Annotated in this window: 22 protein-coding genes; 13 read left to right on the top strand and 9 right to left on the bottom strand. The window is 57.9% G+C overall.

What is annotated here, in order from left to right:
- Positions 1-203: 203 nt before the first annotated feature.
- The 7 genes from E1180_RS09655 (at position 204) to E1180_RS09625 (ending at position 6,635) form a co-directional block, all read left to right on the top strand.
- Entirely contained in the window at positions 204-1,418 is a 1,215-nt protein-coding gene (locus E1180_RS09655; RefSeq protein WP_155190971.1) for a glycosyltransferase family protein, read from the top strand.
- Positions 1,419-1,456: 38 nt separating this feature from the next.
- On the top strand, positions 1,457-2,677 hold the full coding sequence (locus E1180_RS09650) for a glycosyltransferase family 4 protein (RefSeq protein ID WP_155190970.1): 1,221 nt from the start codon (positions 1,457-1,459) through the stop codon (positions 2,675-2,677).
- A 19-nt stretch (positions 2,678-2,696) separates the two neighbouring features.
- Positions 2,697-3,818 (top strand): glycosyltransferase family 4 protein, encoded by a 1,122-nt coding sequence (locus tag E1180_RS09645; protein ID WP_155190969.1) that lies wholly within the window; start codon positions 2,697-2,699, stop codon positions 3,816-3,818.
- Between the two features lies 1 nt (position 3,819).
- Complete coding sequence (locus tag E1180_RS09640; protein WP_155190968.1) at positions 3,820-4,971, top strand: glycosyltransferase family protein; 1,152 nt, start codon at positions 3,820-3,822, stop codon at positions 4,969-4,971.
- Complete coding sequence (locus E1180_RS09635) at positions 4,971-5,732, top strand: polysaccharide deacetylase family protein (protein WP_155190967.1); 762 nt, start codon at positions 4,971-4,973, stop codon at positions 5,730-5,732. Before E1180_RS09640 ends, E1180_RS09635 begins: the two co-directional genes overlap by 1 nt.
- A 134-nt stretch (positions 5,733-5,866) precedes the next feature.
- Positions 5,867-6,364, top strand: coding sequence for a hypothetical protein (locus tag E1180_RS09630; protein WP_155190966.1), 498 nt, complete (start codon positions 5,867-5,869; stop codon positions 6,362-6,364).
- On the top strand, positions 6,357-6,635 hold the full coding sequence (locus tag E1180_RS09625; RefSeq protein WP_155190965.1) for a hypothetical protein: 279 nt from the start codon (positions 6,357-6,359) through the stop codon (positions 6,633-6,635). The genes E1180_RS09630 and E1180_RS09625 overlap by 8 nt, the downstream gene beginning before the upstream one ends.
- A gap of 87 nt (positions 6,636-6,722) precedes the next feature.
- Here E1180_RS09625 and E1180_RS09620 read toward each other — a convergent pair whose 3' ends face one another.
- The gene (locus tag E1180_RS09620) at positions 6,723-7,220 is read right to left on the bottom strand and encodes a peptide-methionine (S)-S-oxide reductase (protein WP_208997046.1); all 498 of its coding nucleotides are present in this window, start codon (positions 7,218-7,220) and stop codon (positions 6,723-6,725) included.
- Positions 7,221-7,493: 273 nt separating this feature from the next.
- Here E1180_RS09620 and nthA point away from each other — a divergent pair, with 273 nt between their 5' ends.
- From nthA to E1180_RS09600, 4 genes are read left to right on the top strand one after another with little or no spacing between them, the layout of a single operon-like run.
- Positions 7,494-8,126, top strand: a complete 633-nt coding sequence (gene nthA / locus E1180_RS09615; protein WP_155190964.1) for a nitrile hydratase subunit alpha — start codon at positions 7,494-7,496, stop codon at positions 8,124-8,126.
- Positions 8,123-8,791, top strand: a complete 669-nt coding sequence (nthB, locus tag E1180_RS09610; protein WP_155190963.1) for a nitrile hydratase subunit beta — start codon at positions 8,123-8,125, stop codon at positions 8,789-8,791. Before nthA ends, nthB begins: the two co-directional genes overlap by 4 nt.
- Entirely contained in the window at positions 8,769-9,149 is a 381-nt protein-coding gene (locus E1180_RS09605) for a nitrile hydratase accessory protein (protein WP_341873554.1), read from the top strand. Before nthB ends, E1180_RS09605 begins: the two co-directional genes overlap by 23 nt.
- A gap of 7 nt (positions 9,150-9,156) precedes the next feature.
- A complete protein-coding gene (locus tag E1180_RS09600; RefSeq protein WP_155190961.1) occupies positions 9,157-9,609 on the top strand; it encodes a methyltransferase family protein in 453 nt (150 codons plus the stop codon).
- Positions 9,610-9,630: 21 nt separating this feature from the next.
- Here the strand turns inward: E1180_RS09600 and E1180_RS09595 are convergent, their stop codons facing one another.
- Together E1180_RS09595 and E1180_RS09590 are read right to left on the bottom strand one after the other, a co-directional pair.
- On the bottom strand, positions 9,631-10,191 hold the full coding sequence (locus E1180_RS09595) for a hypothetical protein (protein ID WP_155190960.1): 561 nt from the start codon (positions 10,189-10,191) through the stop codon (positions 9,631-9,633).
- A gap of 134 nt (positions 10,192-10,325) precedes the next feature.
- Positions 10,326-11,039, bottom strand: a complete 714-nt coding sequence (locus E1180_RS09590) for an outer membrane protein (RefSeq protein WP_196220571.1) — start codon at positions 11,037-11,039, stop codon at positions 10,326-10,328.
- A 498-nt stretch (positions 11,040-11,537) separates the two neighbouring features.
- On the opposite strand from E1180_RS09590, the gene E1180_RS09585 reads away from it, so the two are divergent.
- Together E1180_RS09585 and E1180_RS09580 are read left to right on the top strand one after the other, a co-directional pair.
- Positions 11,538-11,840 (top strand): hypothetical protein, encoded by a 303-nt coding sequence (locus E1180_RS09585; protein ID WP_155190958.1) that lies wholly within the window; start codon positions 11,538-11,540, stop codon positions 11,838-11,840.
- Positions 11,841-11,989: 149 nt separating this feature from the next.
- Positions 11,990-12,307, top strand: coding sequence for a hypothetical protein (locus tag E1180_RS09580; protein WP_155190957.1), 318 nt, complete (start codon positions 11,990-11,992; stop codon positions 12,305-12,307).
- A 195-nt stretch (positions 12,308-12,502) separates the two neighbouring features.
- Here the strand turns inward: E1180_RS09580 and E1180_RS09575 are convergent, their stop codons facing one another.
- The 6 genes from E1180_RS09575 to E1180_RS09550 all read right to left on the bottom strand — a co-directional run bounded on the left by E1180_RS09575 (position 12,503) and on the right by E1180_RS09550 (position 19,911).
- Entirely contained in the window at positions 12,503-13,093 is a 591-nt protein-coding gene (locus E1180_RS09575; RefSeq protein ID WP_155190956.1) for a class I SAM-dependent methyltransferase, read from the bottom strand.
- Positions 13,094-13,159: 66 nt separating this feature from the next.
- Positions 13,160-14,341, bottom strand: a complete 1,182-nt coding sequence (locus E1180_RS09570; RefSeq protein ID WP_155190955.1) for an ABC transporter permease — start codon at positions 14,339-14,341, stop codon at positions 13,160-13,162.
- On the bottom strand, positions 14,338-15,363 hold the full coding sequence (locus E1180_RS09565; RefSeq protein ID WP_283404661.1) for an ABC transporter permease: 1,026 nt from the start codon (positions 15,361-15,363) through the stop codon (positions 14,338-14,340). The genes E1180_RS09570 and E1180_RS09565 overlap by 4 nt, the downstream gene beginning before the upstream one ends.
- Positions 15,364-15,435: 72 nt before the next feature.
- Positions 15,436-16,098 (bottom strand): O-methyltransferase, encoded by a 663-nt coding sequence (locus tag E1180_RS09560; RefSeq protein WP_155190953.1) that lies wholly within the window; start codon positions 16,096-16,098, stop codon positions 15,436-15,438.
- A 43-nt stretch (positions 16,099-16,141) separates the two neighbouring features.
- On the bottom strand, positions 16,142-18,028 hold the full coding sequence (locus E1180_RS09555) for an ABC transporter substrate-binding protein (protein WP_155190952.1): 1,887 nt from the start codon (positions 18,026-18,028) through the stop codon (positions 16,142-16,144).
- A complete protein-coding gene (locus E1180_RS09550; RefSeq protein WP_283404660.1) occupies positions 18,025-19,911 on the bottom strand; it encodes an ABC transporter ATP-binding protein in 1,887 nt (628 codons plus the stop codon). The genes E1180_RS09555 and E1180_RS09550 overlap by 4 nt, the downstream gene beginning before the upstream one ends.
- Positions 19,912-19,935: the final 24 nt, after the last annotated feature.

The following is a 19,935-nucleotide window of genomic DNA, read 5'->3' as shown; positions in this document are numbered from 1 at the left end:
ATATGTGCAAACCGAACATTTTGAGTATAATACCGATCTGAATTGAATGTACCAGCCAGGATCTATCCCCACCGGCGTCATTTTTGGACCCTTCCCAAACCAATCCGCGCGTACACTCCATGTCAAGGCAGATCAGTTCGTGACAAAGACCAGCGACTTGAGACATAAGGCCCGCGGGCACGCATTACAAATTTAGGGGCATAATGAGTTCCAGAACGCCTAAGATCTTGATCTATAGCCATGACTCGTTCGGCCTGGGTCATCTGCGCCGATGCAGGGCAATTGCTCAGGCGCTGGTGGGAGACTTCGACACGCTCTCTGTGCTGATCCTGTCCGGTTCGCCTATTATCGGCAGTTTCGAGTTCCGCTCACGGGTTGATTTTGTCCGCATCCCCGGGGTGATCAAGCTGCGCAACGGTGAATATACGCCCCTGTCACTCCACATAAACATCGACGAAACCCTTGCTGTACGGTCCAGTATTATCGAACACACCGCCAAGGTATTCGATCCGGACATCTTTATCGTCGACAAGGAACCGCTTGGGCTGCGCGGCGAGGTTCTGGGTACGCTTGAGGCCTTGAAGGAAACCGATACCCGTCTTGTCCTCGGTCTACGCGATGTGATGGATGATCCCGATGTCTTGAAGGAAGAATGGGACCGCAAAAATGTCTACCCGGCCCTGCGAGATCTTTACGACGAGATCTGGGTTTATGGCCCGAAGGACATCTGTGACCCGCTGGAAAACATCCCCCTGCCGGAGGGTGTCGAACCGAAGATGCGCTACACAGGCTATCTGCGCCGGGACCTTCCCGCCTCCCTGAAGGACACGCCCATTCCGGCACCGTTCGAAGACGATCCCTACATCCTCGTGACGCCGGGCGGCGGCGGCGACGGCGTCGAAATGGTCGATTGGGTCATGCGGGCCTATGAAACCCGCACCAAACCGCTGTTTCCGGCCTTGATTGTGCTTGGGCCATTCATGCCAGCAGCAGCTGCTGCCAACTTCACGGACCGCGCGGAGAACCTGCGCGACGTTGAGGTTATCCGCTTCACCCCGCAGATCGAGCCCTATCTTGCCGGTGCCAAGGCCATCGTTGCCATGGGCGGCTACAATACCTTTTGTGAGATCCTGTCCTTCGACAAGCCGACGCTCATGGTGCCCCGTGTCGTCCCGCGCCGGGAGCAGGCCATACGCGCGGAACGGGCAGAAAGCAGCGGCCTTCTTAAGGTACTTCCAATCGACCGGTATCCGGATCCGCAACTCATGGCGGACGCGCTGTCGGACCTGCCGCAAATGCCGGCTCCGTCGGAGGCGGGGATCGGCAATTTGATGGACGGTCTCGATATCATCAGCAGCCGTGTGAGCAAGATTTTCGATTTCCGTTACGGGTCGGGCAAGAAACTGGTCAATTTTTAGCCTTTGCTGCTGTTTCCCTTTTTCCCATCAAGGTCACCATGTCCCGCATCGCCGTTGTCGTAAAAGGCTATCCGCGCCTGTCCGAAACCTTTATCGCCCAGGAGATGCTCGGGCTCGAGCAACGCGGGATCGACATCCTCATCGTTGCCCTCCGCAAACCCTATGATCCTTACATTCACGATCTGCACCGGCAAATCAAAGCAGAGGTGATGTATCTGCCGGAATACGTGAAAGACGATCCGGCACGTGTAAACCGTGCCAAACGCTGGGCAGAAGCGCAGCCAACATACGCCGGCGCGAAGGCACTGTTCGATGCCGACTTTGCCCGCCAATCCAATGCGGACCGCCAGAGACGATGGGCGCAAGGCTGTGTCTTTGCGCACGAACTTCCCGAAGATGTGCGCTGGATTTATACCCATTACCTTCACACGCCCTGTTCGGCAGCGCGCTACGCGGCTCATCTGAGCGGGCGCGGATGGTCATTTTCCGCCCATGCCAAGGACATCTGGACCAGCCCGGACTGGGACCTGAAAACCAAGATCGATGATGCTGCCTGGGGCGTGACCTGCACCAAGGTGAACGCAGATCATCTGAATTCCCTGTCGTCGTCTCCCGGCAAGGTTGAGCTTCTTTATCACGGACTTGATTTTTCCGGCTTTCCCAAACCCTCTGCCAACAATCCGGCCCGCGACGGCCGTGATGAGCCTGTCCGGATCGTGTCTGTCGGGCGCGCCGTCGAGAAGAAGGGCTATGACGATCTTCTGAAGGCGTTCAGCAGCCTGCCGCAAGGGCTGAATTGGCACTTCACCCATATCGGCGGCGGCGACATGGCTGAGACGCTGAAAGCCCAAGCAGAACGCCTCGGGCTTTCAAAGCACATAACCTGGCGGGGCGCGCAGCCCCGTGAAGCGGTGATCGAAGCTTGCCGGACGTCGGATTTGTTTGTGCTCCCTTCCAAACTTGCCAAGAGCGGTGACCGCGACGGGCTGCCGAATGTCCTCATGGAAGCACAATCCATGGGTCTGTGCTGTCTCTCAACCCGCGTCTCGGCAATTCCGGAGCTCATTCATGACGGGGAAACCGGGGTCTTGACGGCGCCCGGCGCACCGGATCAGCTGGCCGCAGCTTTGGCGGATCTGATAAGCGATCCGCAAAAGCGCTCAAGGCTCGGTCTTGCCGGTGCAGACCGTGTCCGTTCGCACTTCTCGACAGATCCTGGTCTTGACCGGCTGGCGGCAAAACTGCGCAAGGTATTGTGACCAAAGGCTGGAAACCCTCATGAAAATCGCCTTTACCGCGCCGATGAAGCCGCTTGACCACCCGGTTCCATCGGGTGACCGCACCATGGGCCGCCTGATTGTCGCCGCCTTGGAAAAGGCCGGACATAACGTCATCACGGCCAGCAGCTTCCGTGCATGGCGCAAAAATGGAAGTGAAGCGGAGCAGGCGGCCATCCGGGAAGCGGCTTTGGAAGAGGCGGAACATATCGTCCGGAATTGGACCGAGACCGGCTACCGTCCGGATCTTTTCCTGACTTACCACCTTTATCACAAGGCTCCAGACTGGATTGGGCCTGCGCTGGCAGACCGGTTCGGCCTCCCCTATGCCGTGATAGAAGCCAGCCGGGCACCGAAACGGCAAAATGGCGATTGGGCCATAGGGTTTGCCGCGGCCGATGCCGCTCTTGCGCGCGCGGATGCGGTTGCGGCGATCCACAGAGCCGATGCTGAGTGCCTTGCCGATGTGGTTCCAGCAGAACGCCTGTCCGTTCTTCTGCCGTTCCTGGAGACGGCTCCCTTTCAATCGGCAAGCCATATCGCCAAACCGCTGGCCCACAGCCCGTTGAGTTTGCTGGCGGTCGGAATGATGAGGGAGGGCGACAAGACCCGGTCCTACGAGGTTCTCGCACAAGCCTTGTCGCTTCTAAAAGACCGGCCCTGGCATCTGACGATTATCGGCGATGGTCCGAACCGGGACCGGATTTTACCCCTCTTCCCGCCGGAACGGATCACGTGGCTCGGGGCTTTGCCGCCGGAAGCGCTGCCATCACACTACGCAAGCCATGACCTCCTAGTCTGGCCGGCAATCCGCGAAGCTTTCGGGCTCGTTTTCCTGGAAGCCCAGGCGGCGGGTATTGGCGTAATTGCAGGAGACACCTTTGGCGTGCCGGACATCGTTGCGCACGGCAAGACCGGGCTGCTGTCGGCGGAAGGAAATGCTGATGACTTTGCCGCCAACCTGCTTCATGTCATTGACCAACCGGAGCTGGCTGACGCCATGGGTCAGGCCGCGCGGGCCCATATTGCAGAACACCATACGCTGTCGGCCGGAGCCTCACGACTGACCGATTTTGTAGACCGGGCCTGCGCGCACTATGCCAACCGGACAACCAGGGGCTGACATGACGGTCAAGGCCTTCATTCATGTGCAACATCTGCTCGGCACCGGGCATGTGGTGCGCGCTGCTGCCATTGGCAAAGCGTTGGCCGCCAAAGGCGCCGCCGTCACGCTGGCAACCGGGAACAAAATTCCGCCAACTCTGGACACAGGTCCGCTTGACATAGTTGAGCTCCCGGCCTGCAAAAGTGCGGACGCCACCTTCAAGTCCCTTGTCACTTTAGACAATGAACCCATTGACGAGACATGGAAATCCGCGCGCGTTAAAGCATCGATTCAAGCCTTCTCGTCCGGTGATTACGATTTATTGCTCACGGAAACCTACCCATTCGGGCGGCGGCAGCTGGATTTTGAGCTCACCCCGCTTCTGGAAGCTGCGAAGAAAAACCCCAAACCTCCTTTGATCGCGACATCCATCCGGGACATTCTTGTTCGGAAGAAGGAGGCCTGGAAAGAGAAGTGGATGGCGGACCAGGCGCTGCGCTTTTACGATCGCATCCTTGTTCATTCCGATCCTGACTTCATCCAGCTTTCCGACAGTTTTCCCTTCGCTGACCGCGTCGAGCCGCTCGTCCGGTACACCGGCTATGTCGGACCTGAGGCCCGCCCGGCAGCGCAAGGGGATGACGGCCGGGACGAACTCATCATTTCCTGTGGCGGCGGTGCGGTCGCCGCCCCTTTGATCGAGGCGGCGCTCAATGCCCGCTCGCTATCGCACAAGGCCGGCGGCACGATCTGGCGTCTGCTTGTCGGGCATGATGTTGGCGAAGACGCGTTTCAGCGCTACCGGCAAATGGCGCCCGCCGGACTGATCGTGGAACGTGCGCGCCGGGATTTCCCAGACCTTTTGAAACGGGCCCGCCTGTCGGTCAGCCAGGCTGGCTACAACACGGTTTTGGACGTTTTGACCGCAGGCTTACCGGCCGTGTTCGTCCCGTTTGCCCAGGCCGATGAAACCGAACAAACCCAGCGCGCCGAAGCCTTGGCGCGTCATGGCCGCGCTGTCGTTGTCAGCGAAGCCGGCCTGACCCCTGCCAGACTTGCCGCCAGGATCGATGACGCACTTTCGCTGGAGCTCAGCCCGCACCAGGTCCAACTCGGCGGTGCCCAGCGGAGCGCTGAGATTTTGTTGGCTGATTTGAAGGATCGCTTCTAATGGCTGCTGATGCCGACCGCTTTAAAAACGAGTTGACTGGCCACCTAGACTGGTTTGCAGAGCGCGGGCGCAAGGTGCGGTTCTGGTGGCGTGATGACGATGCGATTGAGCCAACCCCGGCGCTTGAAAAAATGCTGCTGCTGGCCAATTCCAACAAGGTTCATCTGGCACTGGCCGTCATTCCAAAAAACGCAACGGAAACGCTCGCCATGCGGCTGGCAGATGAACCTTATGCCCATGTTCTTCAGCATGGCTGGCAGCACAAGAACTTTCAGCGCAAAGATCTCGGCGAAAAGGCTGCTGAACTCGGCTCCCGGCGCGACCTGGAAGAGCTGATGGGCGAACTCGGTCAGGGCAAAGACCGGCTAGAGGCGTTGTTTGGGAAGAAATTCATCCCGGCAATGGTCCCGCCCTGGAACCGGATTGCACCGGAAGTCTCCCGGCGCCTGCCGGAAATCGAACTGCCCGGACTGTCGTCCTTCACATTTCACAATTTCCCGCGCGCGCATCAGCTCCAGAGCCACATCGATATCATCAAGTGGAAAAAGCAGGTCCGGTTTATCGGCTGGGAGAGCGCTCGTCTGCGCTTTGATCTGCAATTGACACGCAGGCGGAACACCGGTCCGGAACCTATCGGAATTCTGACCCATCATCTTGTCCATGATGAGGGGTGCTGGGAGTTCCTGGAAACGTTCTTCACTATTGCCGCCCACCACAAGGGCGCGGAGTGGCCAAACCCGTCGAGATTGTTTGACCTTTAGGTCATGGGACCCTTAAGGCTTTCAAGCCTTTCTTAACCCTCAAGTCCATTCGCCCCGCATTGTCATGCTGTGGTCATGGAAGCAGCAAAACTGAGGGGGTGATCAAAGGATCATAGGATCCCTACGGAGGTTTCATGTTGCTTCTCAGACCTATCCCAAAAGCCAACCGCCTTGCCCCAGGCCTACTGGCGGCCACGCTTTTGGCCTATCCTATCGCTGCCAGTGCCGATGAAATCCTAATTGGTGTTGAAGACCTGACTTACTACCCGCATTACACGTTCGAAGGCGGCGAGTATGCGGGCTTCGGACGTGCCCTGCTCGATAGCTGGGCCAGTGATCGCGGGCATTCTGTCACCTACAAGGCATTTCCGATCAAACGGCTGATGACAATGCTGGTTGAAGGCGGGATCGACCTGAAGTATCCGGACAATGCTTACTGGTCGTCTGACCTCAAAGCCTCAACAGAGGTCACTTATTCCAAACCTGTTGTTGAGTATATCGACGGTGTTTCTGTTAAGCCGGAGAACGTCGGAAAAGGGATGACCTCAGTTAAAAAACTCGGCACCGTGCGCGGTTTTACGCCATGGGCGTGGTCTGGACGAGACTCAATCCGGGGCTGTCGAATTGTCTGAACTCGGCGCACTTGATGGCTTAATCAAACAAGCTGTCGCCGGCAGAATCGATGCTGCTTACGCCAATGTGTCCGTGATCCAGCACCAGCTGAGCGAGATGGGTGAGGCGAACAACCTCCAATTTGATCCGGACCTGAAGCATACCCGCGATTTCTACTATCTCAGCACCACCACGAAGCCGGGTTTGGTTGAGGATTTCAACAGCTGGATGGCCGAAAATCAGGATAAGGTCACGGCCCTTAAAGCCGAATATAACGTCACCCTTGACTGATTGCGGAACCGGCTTTCCGGTTCATCGCAGGAGGCGCCGGACGGTGCCTCATTCTGTCTCAGGTTTATGGCTTTCCTGGATCGGGTGTCACTCAGCGGCTTCAACTTTGTCCTTTAAAACGCGCCCGTATTCTCGCCGCAAAAGTGCAAGCTTCGGGTCGATGTAGGTTTTGCAGAAAGGCCGGTCCGGGCCCTTCAGGTAGTAATTCTGAAACTGGCTGCCCGAGGGCTTGAAAGCCGCAAGAGACAAGACCTCGGTCACAAGCGGTTCTGAAAACTGTTTCTGCAGCTCGCGCAAGATCCGCCCGACCTTCACACCGGTCGCAGCGTCATAGACATAGACAGCACTCCTGTACTTGCCGCGCATCTTGTGGCGCGAGGTAGAGGCGTGGGTGCGCAGGTGTATTTCGATCAGAATTTCCGGCGGCAAGGCCACCGGGTCAAACGTCACGACAACAGCTTCCGACCAGCCATGGTTGGGCGGATCGGCTTGAATGAACCCCTGATCGACCTTCAATATTCCGGCAATCATCTGAAAAACAGCTTCGGTGCACCAATGGCAGCCGCCGCCCAAACCAAGTTTCACCGGTCACCTCCATCGAAAAGGACCAAGGGCACAGTGTGCCTGAGCCACTTTAAAACCTAAAATGGCTTCTCCAGGATTCCCCCAAGGCAAATTCTTCAAAAAACTCCTAGGTCGCGCTTGGCCGCGCCGCCCGTGCACACTACCATCCAACTAGATCAGCGGGCGGTAAATCAGGATCGATTTGCCTCCCGAAGCTGATCGATTGTGCATTGGTCGAGCATCTTTGGGCGTTTCAAAAAAACGCCCGATGCTCTAACCAAGCGGGAGGGCGCCATGTCAGATGACCATGATCACGATCACAGCCATTCCAGCTTGTCCGATACCGAATTGCGGGTCCGTGCCCTTGAAACCATCCTCACCGAAAAGGGCTATATCGACCCGCCCGCGCTCGATGAGTTGATCGAGACATATGAAACAAGGATCGGGCCCCGCAATGGTGCACAGGTTGTCGCGCGCGCCTGGTTGGACCGGGACTACCGGGCACGGCTGCTGGAAGATGCCACGGCCGCAATTGCCGAACTCGGCTTCACCGGCCGCCAGGGCGAACACATGGTCGCCGTCGAGAACACGGACGAGACCCACAACATGGTCGTTTGCACCTTGTGTTCCTGCTATCCGTGGACCGTGCTGGGGCTGCCGCCGGTCTGGTATAAGTCCGCGCCCTACCGGTCCCGGGCCGTGCGCGATCCGCGCGGCGTCTTGAAGGAGTTCGGTGTCGAGCTTCCGCAAGCCAAGAAAATCCGGGTTTGGGATTCGACCGCCGAAATCCGCTATCTTGTCATCCCGAAACGGCCCGAAGGCACTACGGACTGGCCGGAATCAAGCCTTTGCCAGCTTGTAACGCGCGACAGCATGATTGGAACCGGCCTTGCCCGCCGACCCGCCGAACTGGAGACAACCTCATGAACGGCGCGCAGGATCTCGGCGGGCAAATGGGGCACGGCCCAATCGCGCTGGAACCCGGTGAGCCCAATTTTCACGCAAAATGGGAAGAACGTGCCTTCGCGATCACCCTCGCGATGGGCGCGACCGGCACCTGGACGCTCGATGCCTCCCGCTTTGCCCGCGAAAGCCTGCCGCCTGCGGAGTATCTAGCCTCCAGCTACTATGAAATCTGGACCAAGGGCCTTGAAAAACTCGTCGTTCAGTACGGCTTGGTGACCGCAGAAGAACTGCGCACAGGCACGGCGCTGGAACCTGCCAAACCGGTGAACCGAGTTCTGGCGGCTGAAAGCGTCCCGGAGGTTCTTGCCAAGGGCGCACCCGTTGACAGGCCGGCCGCACAGCCGCCGCGTTTCCGCGTTGGCGATCATGTTCACACCAAGCGGCTGAACCCGGAACACCATACCCGCCTGCCCGGCTATGCGCGGGATACTGTCGGACAGATCGAGGCAATTCACGGCGTTCATGTCTTCCCCGATGCAAATGCCCATGGAAAAGGGGATCAGCCCGCCTGGCTCTATGGCGTTGCGTTTGAAGGGCCGGATCTTTGGGGGCCCGGCACCGACCGGGATCTTGTCGTGCGCATTGACCTTTGGGAGCCCTATCTTGAACTTGCCAGCAAACTTTGACGCCCTTCCCGGCCTCGACCTGGATGATAAGGGTGCGCCGGTTTTTTCAGAACCCTGGCAAGCACGTGTTTTTGCCATGACCCTTCAGGCGCATCAAGCGGGCGCCTTTACCTGGGCAGAGTGGACGCGCGCCCTTGGCGCGGAACTGGCCAAGCCCGGAACCGGGACACAGGATGAAACTGGTTATTACGGCCATTGGCTGGCAGCCTTTGAAGCGCTGCTGAGCGATAAGGGTGTGGCAGCCAAGAACGTCCTTCAAGAGACACAAGAGGCCTGGGACCGGGCGGCCAAGGCAACCCCGCACGGGGAGCCGATTGAGCTCTTCGGCAAGACACCAGGTCCCAAGACAACGGAATGACCGCCGCATGCATTTGAAACTGCCGCCCCCCATCATCGCGCTGTGCGCCGCCGGTCTGCTTTATGGCGGAACGGTTTTGCTGCCGGCCCTCACACTCACCTTTCCCGGCCAATGGGCTGTTGCGGCTGTTTTCGCCGCCGCAGGGCTGGTTCTGGATGGGTATTCGGTCCTGGGCTTTGTCCGCCAGAAAACGACCATCAACCCGCTTTCGCCGGAAACGGCAAGCCACCTCGTGACCTCCGGGTTCTACCGCTACACCCGTAACCCGATGTATCTCGGCATGGCCCTGCTCCTGACAGCGCTGGCCCTTTACTGGGGCACGTTAACCGCACTCGCCGTTCTGCCCGCCTTTGTCTGGTATTTGACGGAATTCCAGATCAAACCGGAGGAGACCAGTCTGCGGTCCTTGTTCGGCGCTGACTATGACGCCTATTGCGCAAGAGTCCGGCGCTGGATCTGACATCGGCAGACTCTGGTGCAATCAACTTGAGAAGATTTGCCACCAGGGGCCAGCACCGGCGGTTTTCATCTGGGTTGGGGAGACGGTAGCTGTTTTCTGATCGCTCTGGCCATTCGTGCAAAGCCATGTCCAGAGCGTCTTGGCATGGATCATGATGCAGCCCACATCGTCCTTGTGATCGTCATCGATAAAGGTGTTGTAGAACACGTAGAGCGGGATGGCCTTGGCATCGGAGAAATAGCCGTCGGTGCAGTTGGTCATCAGTATTTTCAACTGATCGATGTTGATCGTGTAGGACGCAAAGTTCTGCCCCTTGATCGCATCGAGCTTCTTGGCCTGGACCAGCAAGGTCGCACCGTCATAGTTCCAGATCCAGTCTCCGCCGAACTCGGCCTCCAGTTTAGCCCCTTGCAGGCTGGTCGTCCCGAGCGCGATCCCCTGCTGATTGGCCATGCTCTGAACCTGTGCAAGGTTGACGCTTGTCAGCGCATCCTCGCGGATCATCTCCCCCAGATCCGCCGTGGCCGCCATGATGTCATAGGTCCAAACGGATTGCGCTTTCAGGATATCAACCAAACTCATTGCCAAACCTCCCGGCCATCTCTGACCGGAAGGACGCGCATACCCAGGCTCTGTGAATTGAGGGCGTGAAATTTGCGCGATTTCATTGCAGCCCCTAGAGCCGCAGCAAATGGAAGAACAGGCGAAGCCGTCCCCTAGAAGCTGTAACGCAAACCCACCATCAGCTCATGTGTCGACAGATCCCCCTTAAAGGGTTCTTCAAGAGCTCCTGCAAAATTCTTGGCATTTTTTCCAGACTTGAAGTCACCAAGGTCCGAGTAGCGATAACTGGTATCGAGCGTCAGATTTTCGGTAAGGCCAATCCCGAGCCCGGCACCAACATGCCAGGCAAAGTTGGTCGTGGTATCGCCTTCAAACTCGATCGGCATCACCTCTTGCACCGTCACGGAATCGACCTTGTTGACCGCAAGGCCAGCGCCTGCATTCAAAAAAGGCGAAATGGAAATCCCGCCGGCCTGGAGGGTCGCGATATCCCAGTAGATGCTCGCCATCACTCCGTAGCTGCTGATATCACCGGTGATTGGATCCGTGCTGGGAAAGTCTGCCAAGGGTGTGTCCAGTTCAAAACCGGTCCGGTAATTGAACATGACGTCCGCACGCAGGTAATCATTGAAAACCATCCCCAAACCGGCCCCGACACTTCTACCGGTTCCAAGCGTGTCCTTTTCAAGGGCCATTTCTCTCAGGGTCCCCGTCACCGTCGCTTCGGTCTGGGATGAGATAGATGCCCCTCCTTCAACTTTTGCGTAAATTCGCGATAGCAGATGATCAGAGGCGGCCGCTTGTCCGCCCATCACCAACGCTGAAGAAAAAATGGCAAGGATGACGCCCTTACTTTTCTTAAACATTCCTGGCTTCCAGTATTCTCTACAATTTTTACGGATAATTCCGATACACACACCCCGTCTCTTAGACTCAAGAATCAATCCAGCAAATATCAAAATCCCATATGCACAATTACTACTGACAGAAACTGAAATTACCTTCCCTAAAGGCATATATGACTGGATCTTTTTGCATATTTTACTGTATAAATGCCTTCTCCATTTTCGGCTTAATCAGCGCGAAACCGATGGTGCGGCCGCGCCTGACCACATGATTTACTCCCGGCCCTTACTTGACGGGTTTCATTAACTTAACCGCCATTAATTATTTGTCATGGTCTTGTGCGGCCCGCCCGAAAGCCCCACGTCTTTAGTCAAGACAAACGCCCATGCAGTCAGGCTCCCCAGCGCCTCATGCGGCTTTGCCCACGTGCCCGCTTCAGTCACCTGAAACGCGACACGGCTTAACCCTGAACCGGGTCCACCCGGCTCAAGAAGAAAAACACGATCAGGAGAAAGACGATGTCGGTACAGAATTCTTCCGCTGCCAAACGGACAACAGGAAAACAGATCGGCGCCATGATCCAGAACGAGGCCTCACGGACTGAGCTGGCCGCCAATCCGCAAAGTGTTTTGGCTGACATGGGCATTCACACAAACGCAACGGTGTATGCGGATACCGCCGACATGGTGCACCTGGTCATCCCCGCCCATATTGACCAAAGCCGTGTTGCTGCCGATGACGCTGCATATTTTGAAGAACTGGGATTACTGGCACTGGGCCTGTGCATGTATTCGGAGCAACCGGACGAACCGGTAACTTGACCAGCCAAAGGGCCGGCACACAGCCGGCCCACCCCGAGAGCATCGGGCGCTCAGTAAGGAAAACCCGAAGATGCTCGAAACCCCGACTATCGATCAGGTTTGGGCGGTAAATCGGGTCCGATTTATCACCCACTGATCTTGAGCGTGCCATGGCCCGGTTTCCCTATTACAAGAAAAACATCGAGGACCTGGGCAGACTGCTTGCCCGGGCGCGGATGGATCTGGCCTTTCGCGCAACCTTCATCGCGGATCCCAAGATGCATCTGCGATCCATCGGACTGCCTGAAAACGTCATCGCGCTCATCGGCTTCAAGGTGGTGGATGATACGGAGGGCGGTGTCTCGGTCATCCCTTACCGACTGAACCAGACTGCACTCGACACGGAAGATCCCGCCTATCTGGAAGGTTTGGCAGATCTGTTTCCGGACGCCGGAAATACGGGCGGATCCAAAAAGCCGCTCAACTGACTTTCAGAGTTGGTGCTAAAAATGGGCCTGTCTGCTTATACCAATCTCACGTCCGGCACATGTCCCGAACTGCTTTGAACGACCGCACACAACAAGGCAGGCGCGGCCTGGACCTTTTACTGCACGTGCCGCTCACTGAAAAAGGGCCGCGGAATGCGGTCCGCGGCCCTTCTACTGGCTATATCCCAGTATTTCTCAGACGGGTTTGACCAGACGCATCCGCCAGGTGACGCCCTTTTTGTCGGAAACCAGACGATAGTCGTCCAGGACTTCCCATTGGCTTTCATCATCCGTTGCTGCCCAGAGCGCATTGATCAGCTTGTTGGCACCCGATTCAGGCCGTTTCGGCGCATACATCGACAGGGCGATAACGCCATTTTGCTTCAGGAATGGCCGGTAGCGGGCGACAACGCTTGCCGGATCTTCTGCAAAATGGAGCACTTCGTTGAACACAATCGCGGAGAACGTTTCCCCCGGCTGCGGCTCGAACGTGTGCATGTCACCCGCCCGCAGGCTGGCACTGGCCGGGTCGACATTGGCGATCTGAAGGGAGGCCGGGGACAGGTCCATGCCGACATATTTCTTAACGCCCATCGGCTGAAGCCGTTCGTACAAAAGGCCTTCACCGCAGCCAATATCAAGGACCTCGTCCATGGCTTGCGTCAGATTGAGCCACATGCCGATGATGCCATAGCGGCCGCTTTCGGGAAGCGAACGCAAAAAGGCCCAGCGCCCGGCTTCGTATTCCTCGTCCCAGCCTTCGGCGGTTGTGGCGTTTTTCGACATTTCGATTTCCTAAAGTCAAAGGCGGGCCAGAACGGCCCGCCGGTAAAGGTCGCGGTTTCAGCTGCATCACTTATAGGGATCTGCCGCGTCACGCAAACCATCGCCAAGGAAATTGAACGCCAGAACCACAATGATGATCGGGATCACGGGTGCCATCAGCCAGGGATAGATGGTCACAATCGTGATATCCTGGGCTTCGTTCAAAAGAACGCCCCAGGAAACGGCGGGCCGACGAAGTCCCAGGTTCAGGAACGACAGCGCCGTTTCGCCGAGGATCATGGCCGGGATCGACAAGGTCGCCGAGGCGATGATGTGGCTCGTAAAGCCGGGCAGCAAGTGACGTGTGATGACGCGCTGAGGCTTTGCGCCCATAAGGACGGCCGCCTTGGCGTATTCCTCCTCCCGAAGCGACAGAAGCTTTGAACGCACGGCGCGCGCAAGGCCCGGCCAGTCTAGGAGCCCAAGGATGATGGTCAGGCCGAAATAAATAGACACCGGTCCCCATGTGACCGGAAGCGCTGCCGACAGTGCCATCCACAAGGGCAGTTCCGGCAAGGATCTCATGATCTCGATCAAGCGCTGGATCAGATTGTCGAGAATGCCGCCGAAGTAACCGGCGATGCCGCCGAAAAAGAGCCCGAGAACGATGGAAATCGTCACCCCGACCAGACCGACCGTCAGGGACAGCCGCGCCCCGTAAACAAGTCCTGAAAGCTGATCCCGACCGAGCCGGTCCGTGCCCAGGAGATAAAGGGCACCGCCTTCAGCCGGGCAGAACAGGTGGAAGTCAGCGTCAAACAGCCCCCAGAACTTGTACTCCTCGCCGCGGCAGAAGAAGCGGATCCTTTGAACATCAGACCGGTCTTCGGTGAATACCCATTGCACGGTTTCCAGATCGATCTCCGACGACATTCCATAGACGAAGGGGCCGACGAAACTGCCCTCATGGAACAAGTGCACGCGCTGCGGCGGAGCATAGAGATAATCCGCGTTGCGGCTGTTGGCGTCATAGGGCGCGATCACCTCCGCGAAGGGAACGCACAGGTAGAAAATCAGGAGGATATAGGCAGACCACACGGCCGGCTTGTGGCGCTTGAACTTCCACCACATGATCTTCCATTGGGACGCCTGGTAATATCTTTCCTGTTCCGGCGTCAGATCTTCGGCCACAGCCGGATTGAACGGGGTCGGATCGACATAGTGTTCGACCACGCGGGCTGGCGTCTGATCCTTGAGATCCTGGCTCATGACGCGGCCCTCCCGCCGAGCCGGATCCTTGGATCCAGAACGGCCAAAAGCAGATCGGAAATCAACATCCCGATCAGCGTGAGCACTGCAACGAACAGCAGAATGAACCCGGAGAGGAACTGGTCCTGGGACTGTAGCGCCGACAACAAGACCGGCCCGACAGTCGGCAAGCTCATCACCACGGACACGATCACCGATCCGGACACAAGAGACGGGATAAGGTTGCCGATGTCGGCGATGAACGGATTGATCGCCATGCGCAGGGGATACTTGACCAGAAGCTGGTTTTCCTTGAGCCCCTTGGCCCGGCCGGTGGTCACATATTGCTTGTGCAGCTCATCAAGAAGGTTGGCCCTGAGCCGCCGGATCATGGCGGCCGTTCCCGATGTCCCGATCACGATTGTCGGCACGATGAGGTGGGCAAGAACCGAGAGCATCTTGTCAACGCTCCAGGGCTGATCGATGTATTGCGGGTCCATCAGCCCGCCGATTGACATGCCGAACCACCGGTTGAACCCGTAAAGCAGGAGCAGCGCCAGCAGGAAGTTCGGCGTTGCGAGACCGATATAGCCCAGCAGCGTGAACCCGTAATCACCCCAGGAGTATTGGCGCGTCGCCGAATAGATGCCGATCGGGAAGGAAACAATGTAGACGAACAGGATCGTTGCAAAGTTCAGCACGATCGTCAGCGGCAAGGTAGGGCCGACAACCTGCTCAACCGGCTTGTCGAATTCAAAGGACCAGCCCCAGTTCCCCTGGATAAGACCATCCAGGCCATGGGGGCCAGGCCAAAGCCCGATCCAGATCAGGTACCGTTCGAAAAAAGGCTTATCGAGGGAAAACTCCTTGCGCAGGAACTCAAGCTTGGCAATCGACGCTTCTTCACCAATAGCCCGCAAGGCCGCGATCTGATTGGTAATATAGTCACCGGTCGGCAGCTCGATGATGAAGAAAATCAACAGACTGATGACAAGCAATGTCGGTATCATCAGCAAGAGCCGGCGCAGAATATAATAGAGCACCCTGGTTCCCCTTTGCCCCGCAGCCGCTAAGGGCGTTTCTGCCCCGGCGCACGCACGTATTTTCGTTCAATCTTATGACGTTTTGAGCACCAATGTCAGTCCGTCGGAAAACGGAAGCATGGAAATGATCACTCTCGGGTCTTGGCGGAGTTTTTCGTTCAACTCGCGAATGTCGTCGACCGCCGGGTCGCTCACGGACGGATCGATCACGTCGCCCAGCCTCAGCATATTGTCGAAAACCATGATGCCACCGGGACGCAGCAGCTCCAGCGCGAGTTCATAGTAGCGCGTGTAGCTTTTCTTGTCCGCGTCGACAAAAACAAGGTCGTAGCTCCCCGCCTCGCCATTCTCCAGCAAACCGGCAATGATCTTTTCTGCGCGCCCGATCCGGAAATCGATCTTGCCGCGCACCCCGGCCTCTTCCCAGGACGCTTCAGCGATGTCCTTCCATGTCTCGCGTTTTTCAATTGCAACAACCCTGCCATCTTCCGGCAAGGCCGAGGCCATCCAAAGGGTGCTGTAACCGGTGAAGACCCCCAGCTCCATCACCTTGCGGGCATTCAATGTCTTCAGGAGGAAATGCAGCAACTGCCCCTGTTCCTGCGGCACCCGCATGTCCGCTTCGGGCAGGCTTTGCGTCTTTTGCCGCAGCTGTGCCAGGGGCCCGGTTTCCCGGGTTCCGTATTCACACACATAGTCGATGAGGTCTTCCGTGATCTGAAGCCGGTCGGCCATTCAAGCTCCTTGAGGTAGTGAGGATGTGGCGGGTCTATCCAGCTCAGTCAGCCAGATAGAACTCGTCCATGCGGTGAATGCCGAAATGCGCGCCCGGATCCCATCCGTAGATCCCTTCCAGCGGAACATTTTCCACATCCTTGATCACGACCGGCTGACGCACGCCGGAGACCAGACCAATCCGGATCGTTTCGTCTGCGTGGATTTGCAGCATCTCGGTCCAGATCTTGGTCCGCTCTTCCGGCGTCTTGGAGACCAGCCAGGCCTTGTAGAGCTCCAGGAGGCGCTCCGCTGGCGGCCAATCCGGCTTTTCCCCGCCCTTGCCCTGGGTCTCATAATGGTCGCCCCAATAGTGCCAGAGCGCCAGATCACCGCGCACCGGCGCCAGGTCTTCCGGCGGCATCTCAGAAGTCGGGATGCCGTTCTCCATGCCCGACCAGACCGACATCACCAGCTCGCCCGTGATCGAGCGTTCGCGCAGATTGTCGCGCTGGCTCGGTTTTGCGAACAGCTTGATGCCGATATCCTTCCACATGTCGGTAACCAGTTCGAGCGCATCGAGTTCCACCTGCTGTTCGCCTGCGGTTTCCACGATGATCTGAAGCGGACGCCCATCCGGCATCAACCGGATGCCCTCCTTGTCGCGCTCGGTCAGTCCGATCTCATCCAGCAGCGCATTGGCCCGGTCAGGATCATATTCCGCCCATTTGGTCGTGTATTCGGGCTTATAGAGCGGGCTTTGCGGCAGCACCGTATCATTGCCCGGAGTGCCCAGACCAAAGAACAGAACCTTGTTGAGGAGTTTCCGGTCGAGGCTCAAGGACAAGGCGTGGCGGAACCGGGTATCACGGAGCAGCTCGCGCCACACCGGATCTTTCACGGTCAGGTTCGGCAGAAGCGAGATTTCGGACCCCTTGGTGTTTGACCAAAGCGCGGTCACATAGTCGTTCTGCTTCTCCCCTTTCTTGAGCACGGTGATATCCGAAAAGCTCAGATTGCGGGCCTGTAGATTGGCTTCGCCTGCCTGGGCCTTGGCCGGGATCAGCTTGCCATCCGCGACCGTCATGATGATCTCGTCGATATAGGGAAGCTGCTGGCCGGTGCTGTCGACCCGGTGGTAGTAAGGATTGCGCTCGAGAATGAACCTGAGATCGCTGTTATCCCGGTTTCGGACCCATGGTTGCAGGCTCGGCAGGTCGACATTGCGGGCATTGTACATGTCGTCCTTTTTGCCCTGCAGCGGTGCCCAGCTGCGGGCTTTCACTTTCGCAGCCTCTTCTTTCAGGAATTCCGGATCGCCGTAATCGCCATGAAACTGCTTGAGGTAATGCGCCGGGCGGTAGATGAAGGGCGGGCGTGACTTGGCCAATTCCGGCAGAAACAGCGGGTTCGGTTCGTCCCAGGTATACCGGACGGTTGTTTCATCCAGAACCTCGAATGTCGGGCCTTTGCCGTTCACAAGAAGAAACGGCGGAAGGCCGGCCGGGGTCAGATACTCATTGCTCACAACATCTTCAAAGTAGTAGCGCAGATCTTCTGCGCCAAACGGATGCCCATCGGACCATTTATGACCCTCACGGGTATGGAGGGTGAAAATTCGGCCATCCTCGACTTCCACGTCCTCCAGAAGGTCGGGAACCAGCTCCAAGTCTTCATTGTAGCCGACGAGCCGGGCATAGCCCCAAACATTGATCAACCGCACGTCTTTGGCGCGGCCGATGAGGGTATCAAGCGCGCCGCCGTGCTGTCCTATGGTCCGCCCGCGCGCCTCCAAATCGACAATCAACGGCTCCGACGGCACCCGTTCGGCAACCGGAGGCAGATCCGGCGAAAGCCCCGGCGTCTCCTTGAGTTCAAGAGCGGCCACCGGCCCGCAGACCAGGGCAGCGCCGAGGAAGACCCCCGCCGCAAATGATGATTTCAACGTCATGCTGCTGTTCCCTTCAGCGCCCCGGTATTCTGAAGACCAGGTGCGCAGACAAAATGGCCCGGTTCAAGCTCCACCAGCGTTGGGGTAACTCCTTCTGTGATCTTGAACGGATCGGGCCAAAGATGCGGCTCGGATGCACGGTTCGCATCAAGCGCTGCAAAATCAAGTGGCGCGGACAAGTCCGGTTCCGGCACGGCGGACAAAAGCGCCTTTGTATAAGGGTGAAGCGGCTTGGCAACGACCTTGCGCGTTTCTCCCATTTCAACCAGGCGGCCCCGGCACATGACCGCAATCCGGTCGGCAATGTAGTCGACAACCGCCAGATTATGGCTGACAAACAGATAGGTCAGGTTCAGGTCCCGTTTCAGATCCTGAAGCAGATTGAGGATCTGGGCCTGAACGGATACATCAAGCGCCGATGTCGGCTCGTCACAGAGCAGAAACTCCGGATTGAGCGTCAGCGCCCGCGCAATCCCGATCCGCTGGCGCTGGCCGCCGGAAAAGGAATGCGGATACCGGCGCAGGTAGCGCGGGTCCAGCCCAACCAGCGACATGAGATTGCGGGCACGCTCCGCCCGGCTGTCAGGCGTTCCGATCCCGTGGATCTCGAGCGGCTCCGTCAGGATATCGTTGATCGTCATGCGCGGATTGAGCGATGAGAACGGGTCCTGAAAAATCAATTGAACCCGGCGGCGGTAATCCATCAGATCGGCACCGGTAAGATCCGCGACGTTCTCAAGCCCCTTCCCGCGATTATAGACGACCTCGCCGTCTTCAATATCGAGCGCGCGCAGGATCGTTTTGGCGGCCGTGGTCTTGCCGGAGCCGGACTCCCCGACCAGGCCGAGGCATTCGCCCCGTTTGATCGTCAGGTTGATGCAGTCCAGCGCCGTCATCGTTTTCGGCTTACCGCCCAGGAACGACCCTTTCCGGAGGGTGAATTGTTTCGTCACATTCCGAAGCTCCACCAGCGGCTCGCCGGGCGGCACATCGCATTTTGGACGATTGCTCGTCATCTCCGCGGAATTGATCTCTATCGGCCGGATCGGGACCAAGCGCTCGCTTTTCTCCATGTGAAAACTCGGCACGGCATTCAAAAGCGCCTTGAGATAGTCGTGCTGCGGGTTGGAAAAGAGCTGCTCCGCCGTGCCCCGCTCCATGATGCGGCCATGGTAGATGACCGCGATTTCGTCGGCCATGTTGGCAACGACCCCGAAATCATGCGTGATCATCAGGACCGCCATGCGCAGCTCCTGCTGCACATCGCGGATCAGTTTGAGGATCTCCGCCTGGATGGTCACATCAAGGGCTGTTGTCGGCTCATCGGCAATCAGAAGCGATGGATTGCAGATCATCGCCATTGCGATCATGGCCCGTTGGCGCAATCCGCCGGACAGTTCGAACGGAAAGGTATCAAGGCCGCGTTCGGGGTCCGGGAACTGGACCAGCCTCAACATGTCGCGCGTGAGTTCACGCGCTTCGGCGCGGCTGCAATTGCGGTGGAGAAGCGCCGCTTCCCCAATTTGGTCACCAATCGTGTGGAGCGGCGACAAGGATGTCATGGGTTCCTGGAAGATGATCGCAACGCGGTTGCCGCGCATATGGCGCATTTGCGGTCCCTTGCGCTCGAGCGTTGCGATGTCGACAGGAGGCTCCGCGCCACTGGGATGGGCCAGGATCACCCGGCCTGATGTAATCGACGCAGCTTCCGGCAAAAGCCCCATAATTGTCTGCGAAATAACGGTCTTTCCGGACCCTGATTCCCCAACCAGCGCTACGGTGCGGTTTTCCGGAACCACAAACGATACGTCATCGACGGCCCGGACTTTTCCCTCGGCAGTATTAAAATCTACCGTCAGCCCCTCAATCGAGAGAACATTCACCGTGTCGCTCCTCCTTGGTGCGGC

The organism is Roseibium denhamense (assembly GCF_009711415.1).
GTDB lineage: Bacteria > Pseudomonadota > Alphaproteobacteria > Rhizobiales > Stappiaceae > Roseibium > Roseibium denhamense.
Note: the sequence above shows the minus strand (reverse complement) of the source record. Positions and strands in the feature narration are given on the sequence as shown.

Bases quoted from the DNA above. Each gene is read 5' to 3' on its own strand.
- E1180_RS09655 (WP_155190971.1), top strand. From the start codon at position 204: ATGAGTTCCAGAACGCCTAAGATCTTGATCTATAGCCATGACTCGTTC.
- E1180_RS09650 (WP_155190970.1), top strand. From the start codon at position 1,457: ATGTCCCGCATCGCCGTTGTCGTAAAAGGCTATCCGCGCCTGTCCGAA.
- E1180_RS09645 (WP_155190969.1), top strand. From the start codon at position 2,697: ATGAAAATCGCCTTTACCGCGCCGATGAAGCCGCTTGACCACCCGGTT.
- E1180_RS09640 (WP_155190968.1), top strand. From the start codon at position 3,820: ATGACGGTCAAGGCCTTCATTCATGTGCAACATCTGCTCGGCACCGGG.
- E1180_RS09635 (WP_155190967.1), top strand. From the start codon at position 4,971: ATGGCTGCTGATGCCGACCGCTTTAAAAACGAGTTGACTGGCCACCTA.
- E1180_RS09630 (WP_155190966.1), top strand. From the start codon at position 5,867: ATGTTGCTTCTCAGACCTATCCCAAAAGCCAACCGCCTTGCCCCAGGC.
- nthA (WP_155190964.1), top strand. From the start codon at position 7,494: ATGTCAGATGACCATGATCACGATCACAGCCATTCCAGCTTGTCCGAT.
- nthB (WP_155190963.1), top strand. From the start codon at position 8,123: ATGAACGGCGCGCAGGATCTCGGCGGGCAAATGGGGCACGGCCCAATC.
- E1180_RS09600 (WP_155190961.1), top strand. From the start codon at position 9,157: ATGCATTTGAAACTGCCGCCCCCCATCATCGCGCTGTGCGCCGCCGGT.
- E1180_RS09595 (WP_155190960.1), bottom strand. From the start codon at position 10,191: ATGAGTTTGGTTGATATCCTGAAAGCGCAATCCGTTTGGACCTATGAC.
- E1180_RS09590 (WP_196220571.1), bottom strand. From the start codon at position 11,039: ATGTTTAAGAAAAGTAAGGGCGTCATCCTTGCCATTTTTTCTTCAGCG.
- E1180_RS09585 (WP_155190958.1), top strand. From the start codon at position 11,538: ATGTCGGTACAGAATTCTTCCGCTGCCAAACGGACAACAGGAAAACAG.
- E1180_RS09580 (WP_155190957.1), top strand. From the start codon at position 11,990: ATGGCCCGGTTTCCCTATTACAAGAAAAACATCGAGGACCTGGGCAGA.
- E1180_RS09575 (WP_155190956.1), bottom strand. From the start codon at position 13,093: ATGTCGAAAAACGCCACAACCGCCGAAGGCTGGGACGAGGAATACGAA.
- E1180_RS09570 (WP_155190955.1), bottom strand. From the start codon at position 14,341: ATGAGCCAGGATCTCAAGGATCAGACGCCAGCCCGCGTGGTCGAACAC.
- E1180_RS09560 (WP_155190953.1), bottom strand. From the start codon at position 16,098: ATGGCCGACCGGCTTCAGATCACGGAAGACCTCATCGACTATGTGTGT.
- E1180_RS09555 (WP_155190952.1), bottom strand. From the start codon at position 18,028: ATGACGTTGAAATCATCATTTGCGGCGGGGGTCTTCCTCGGCGCTGCC.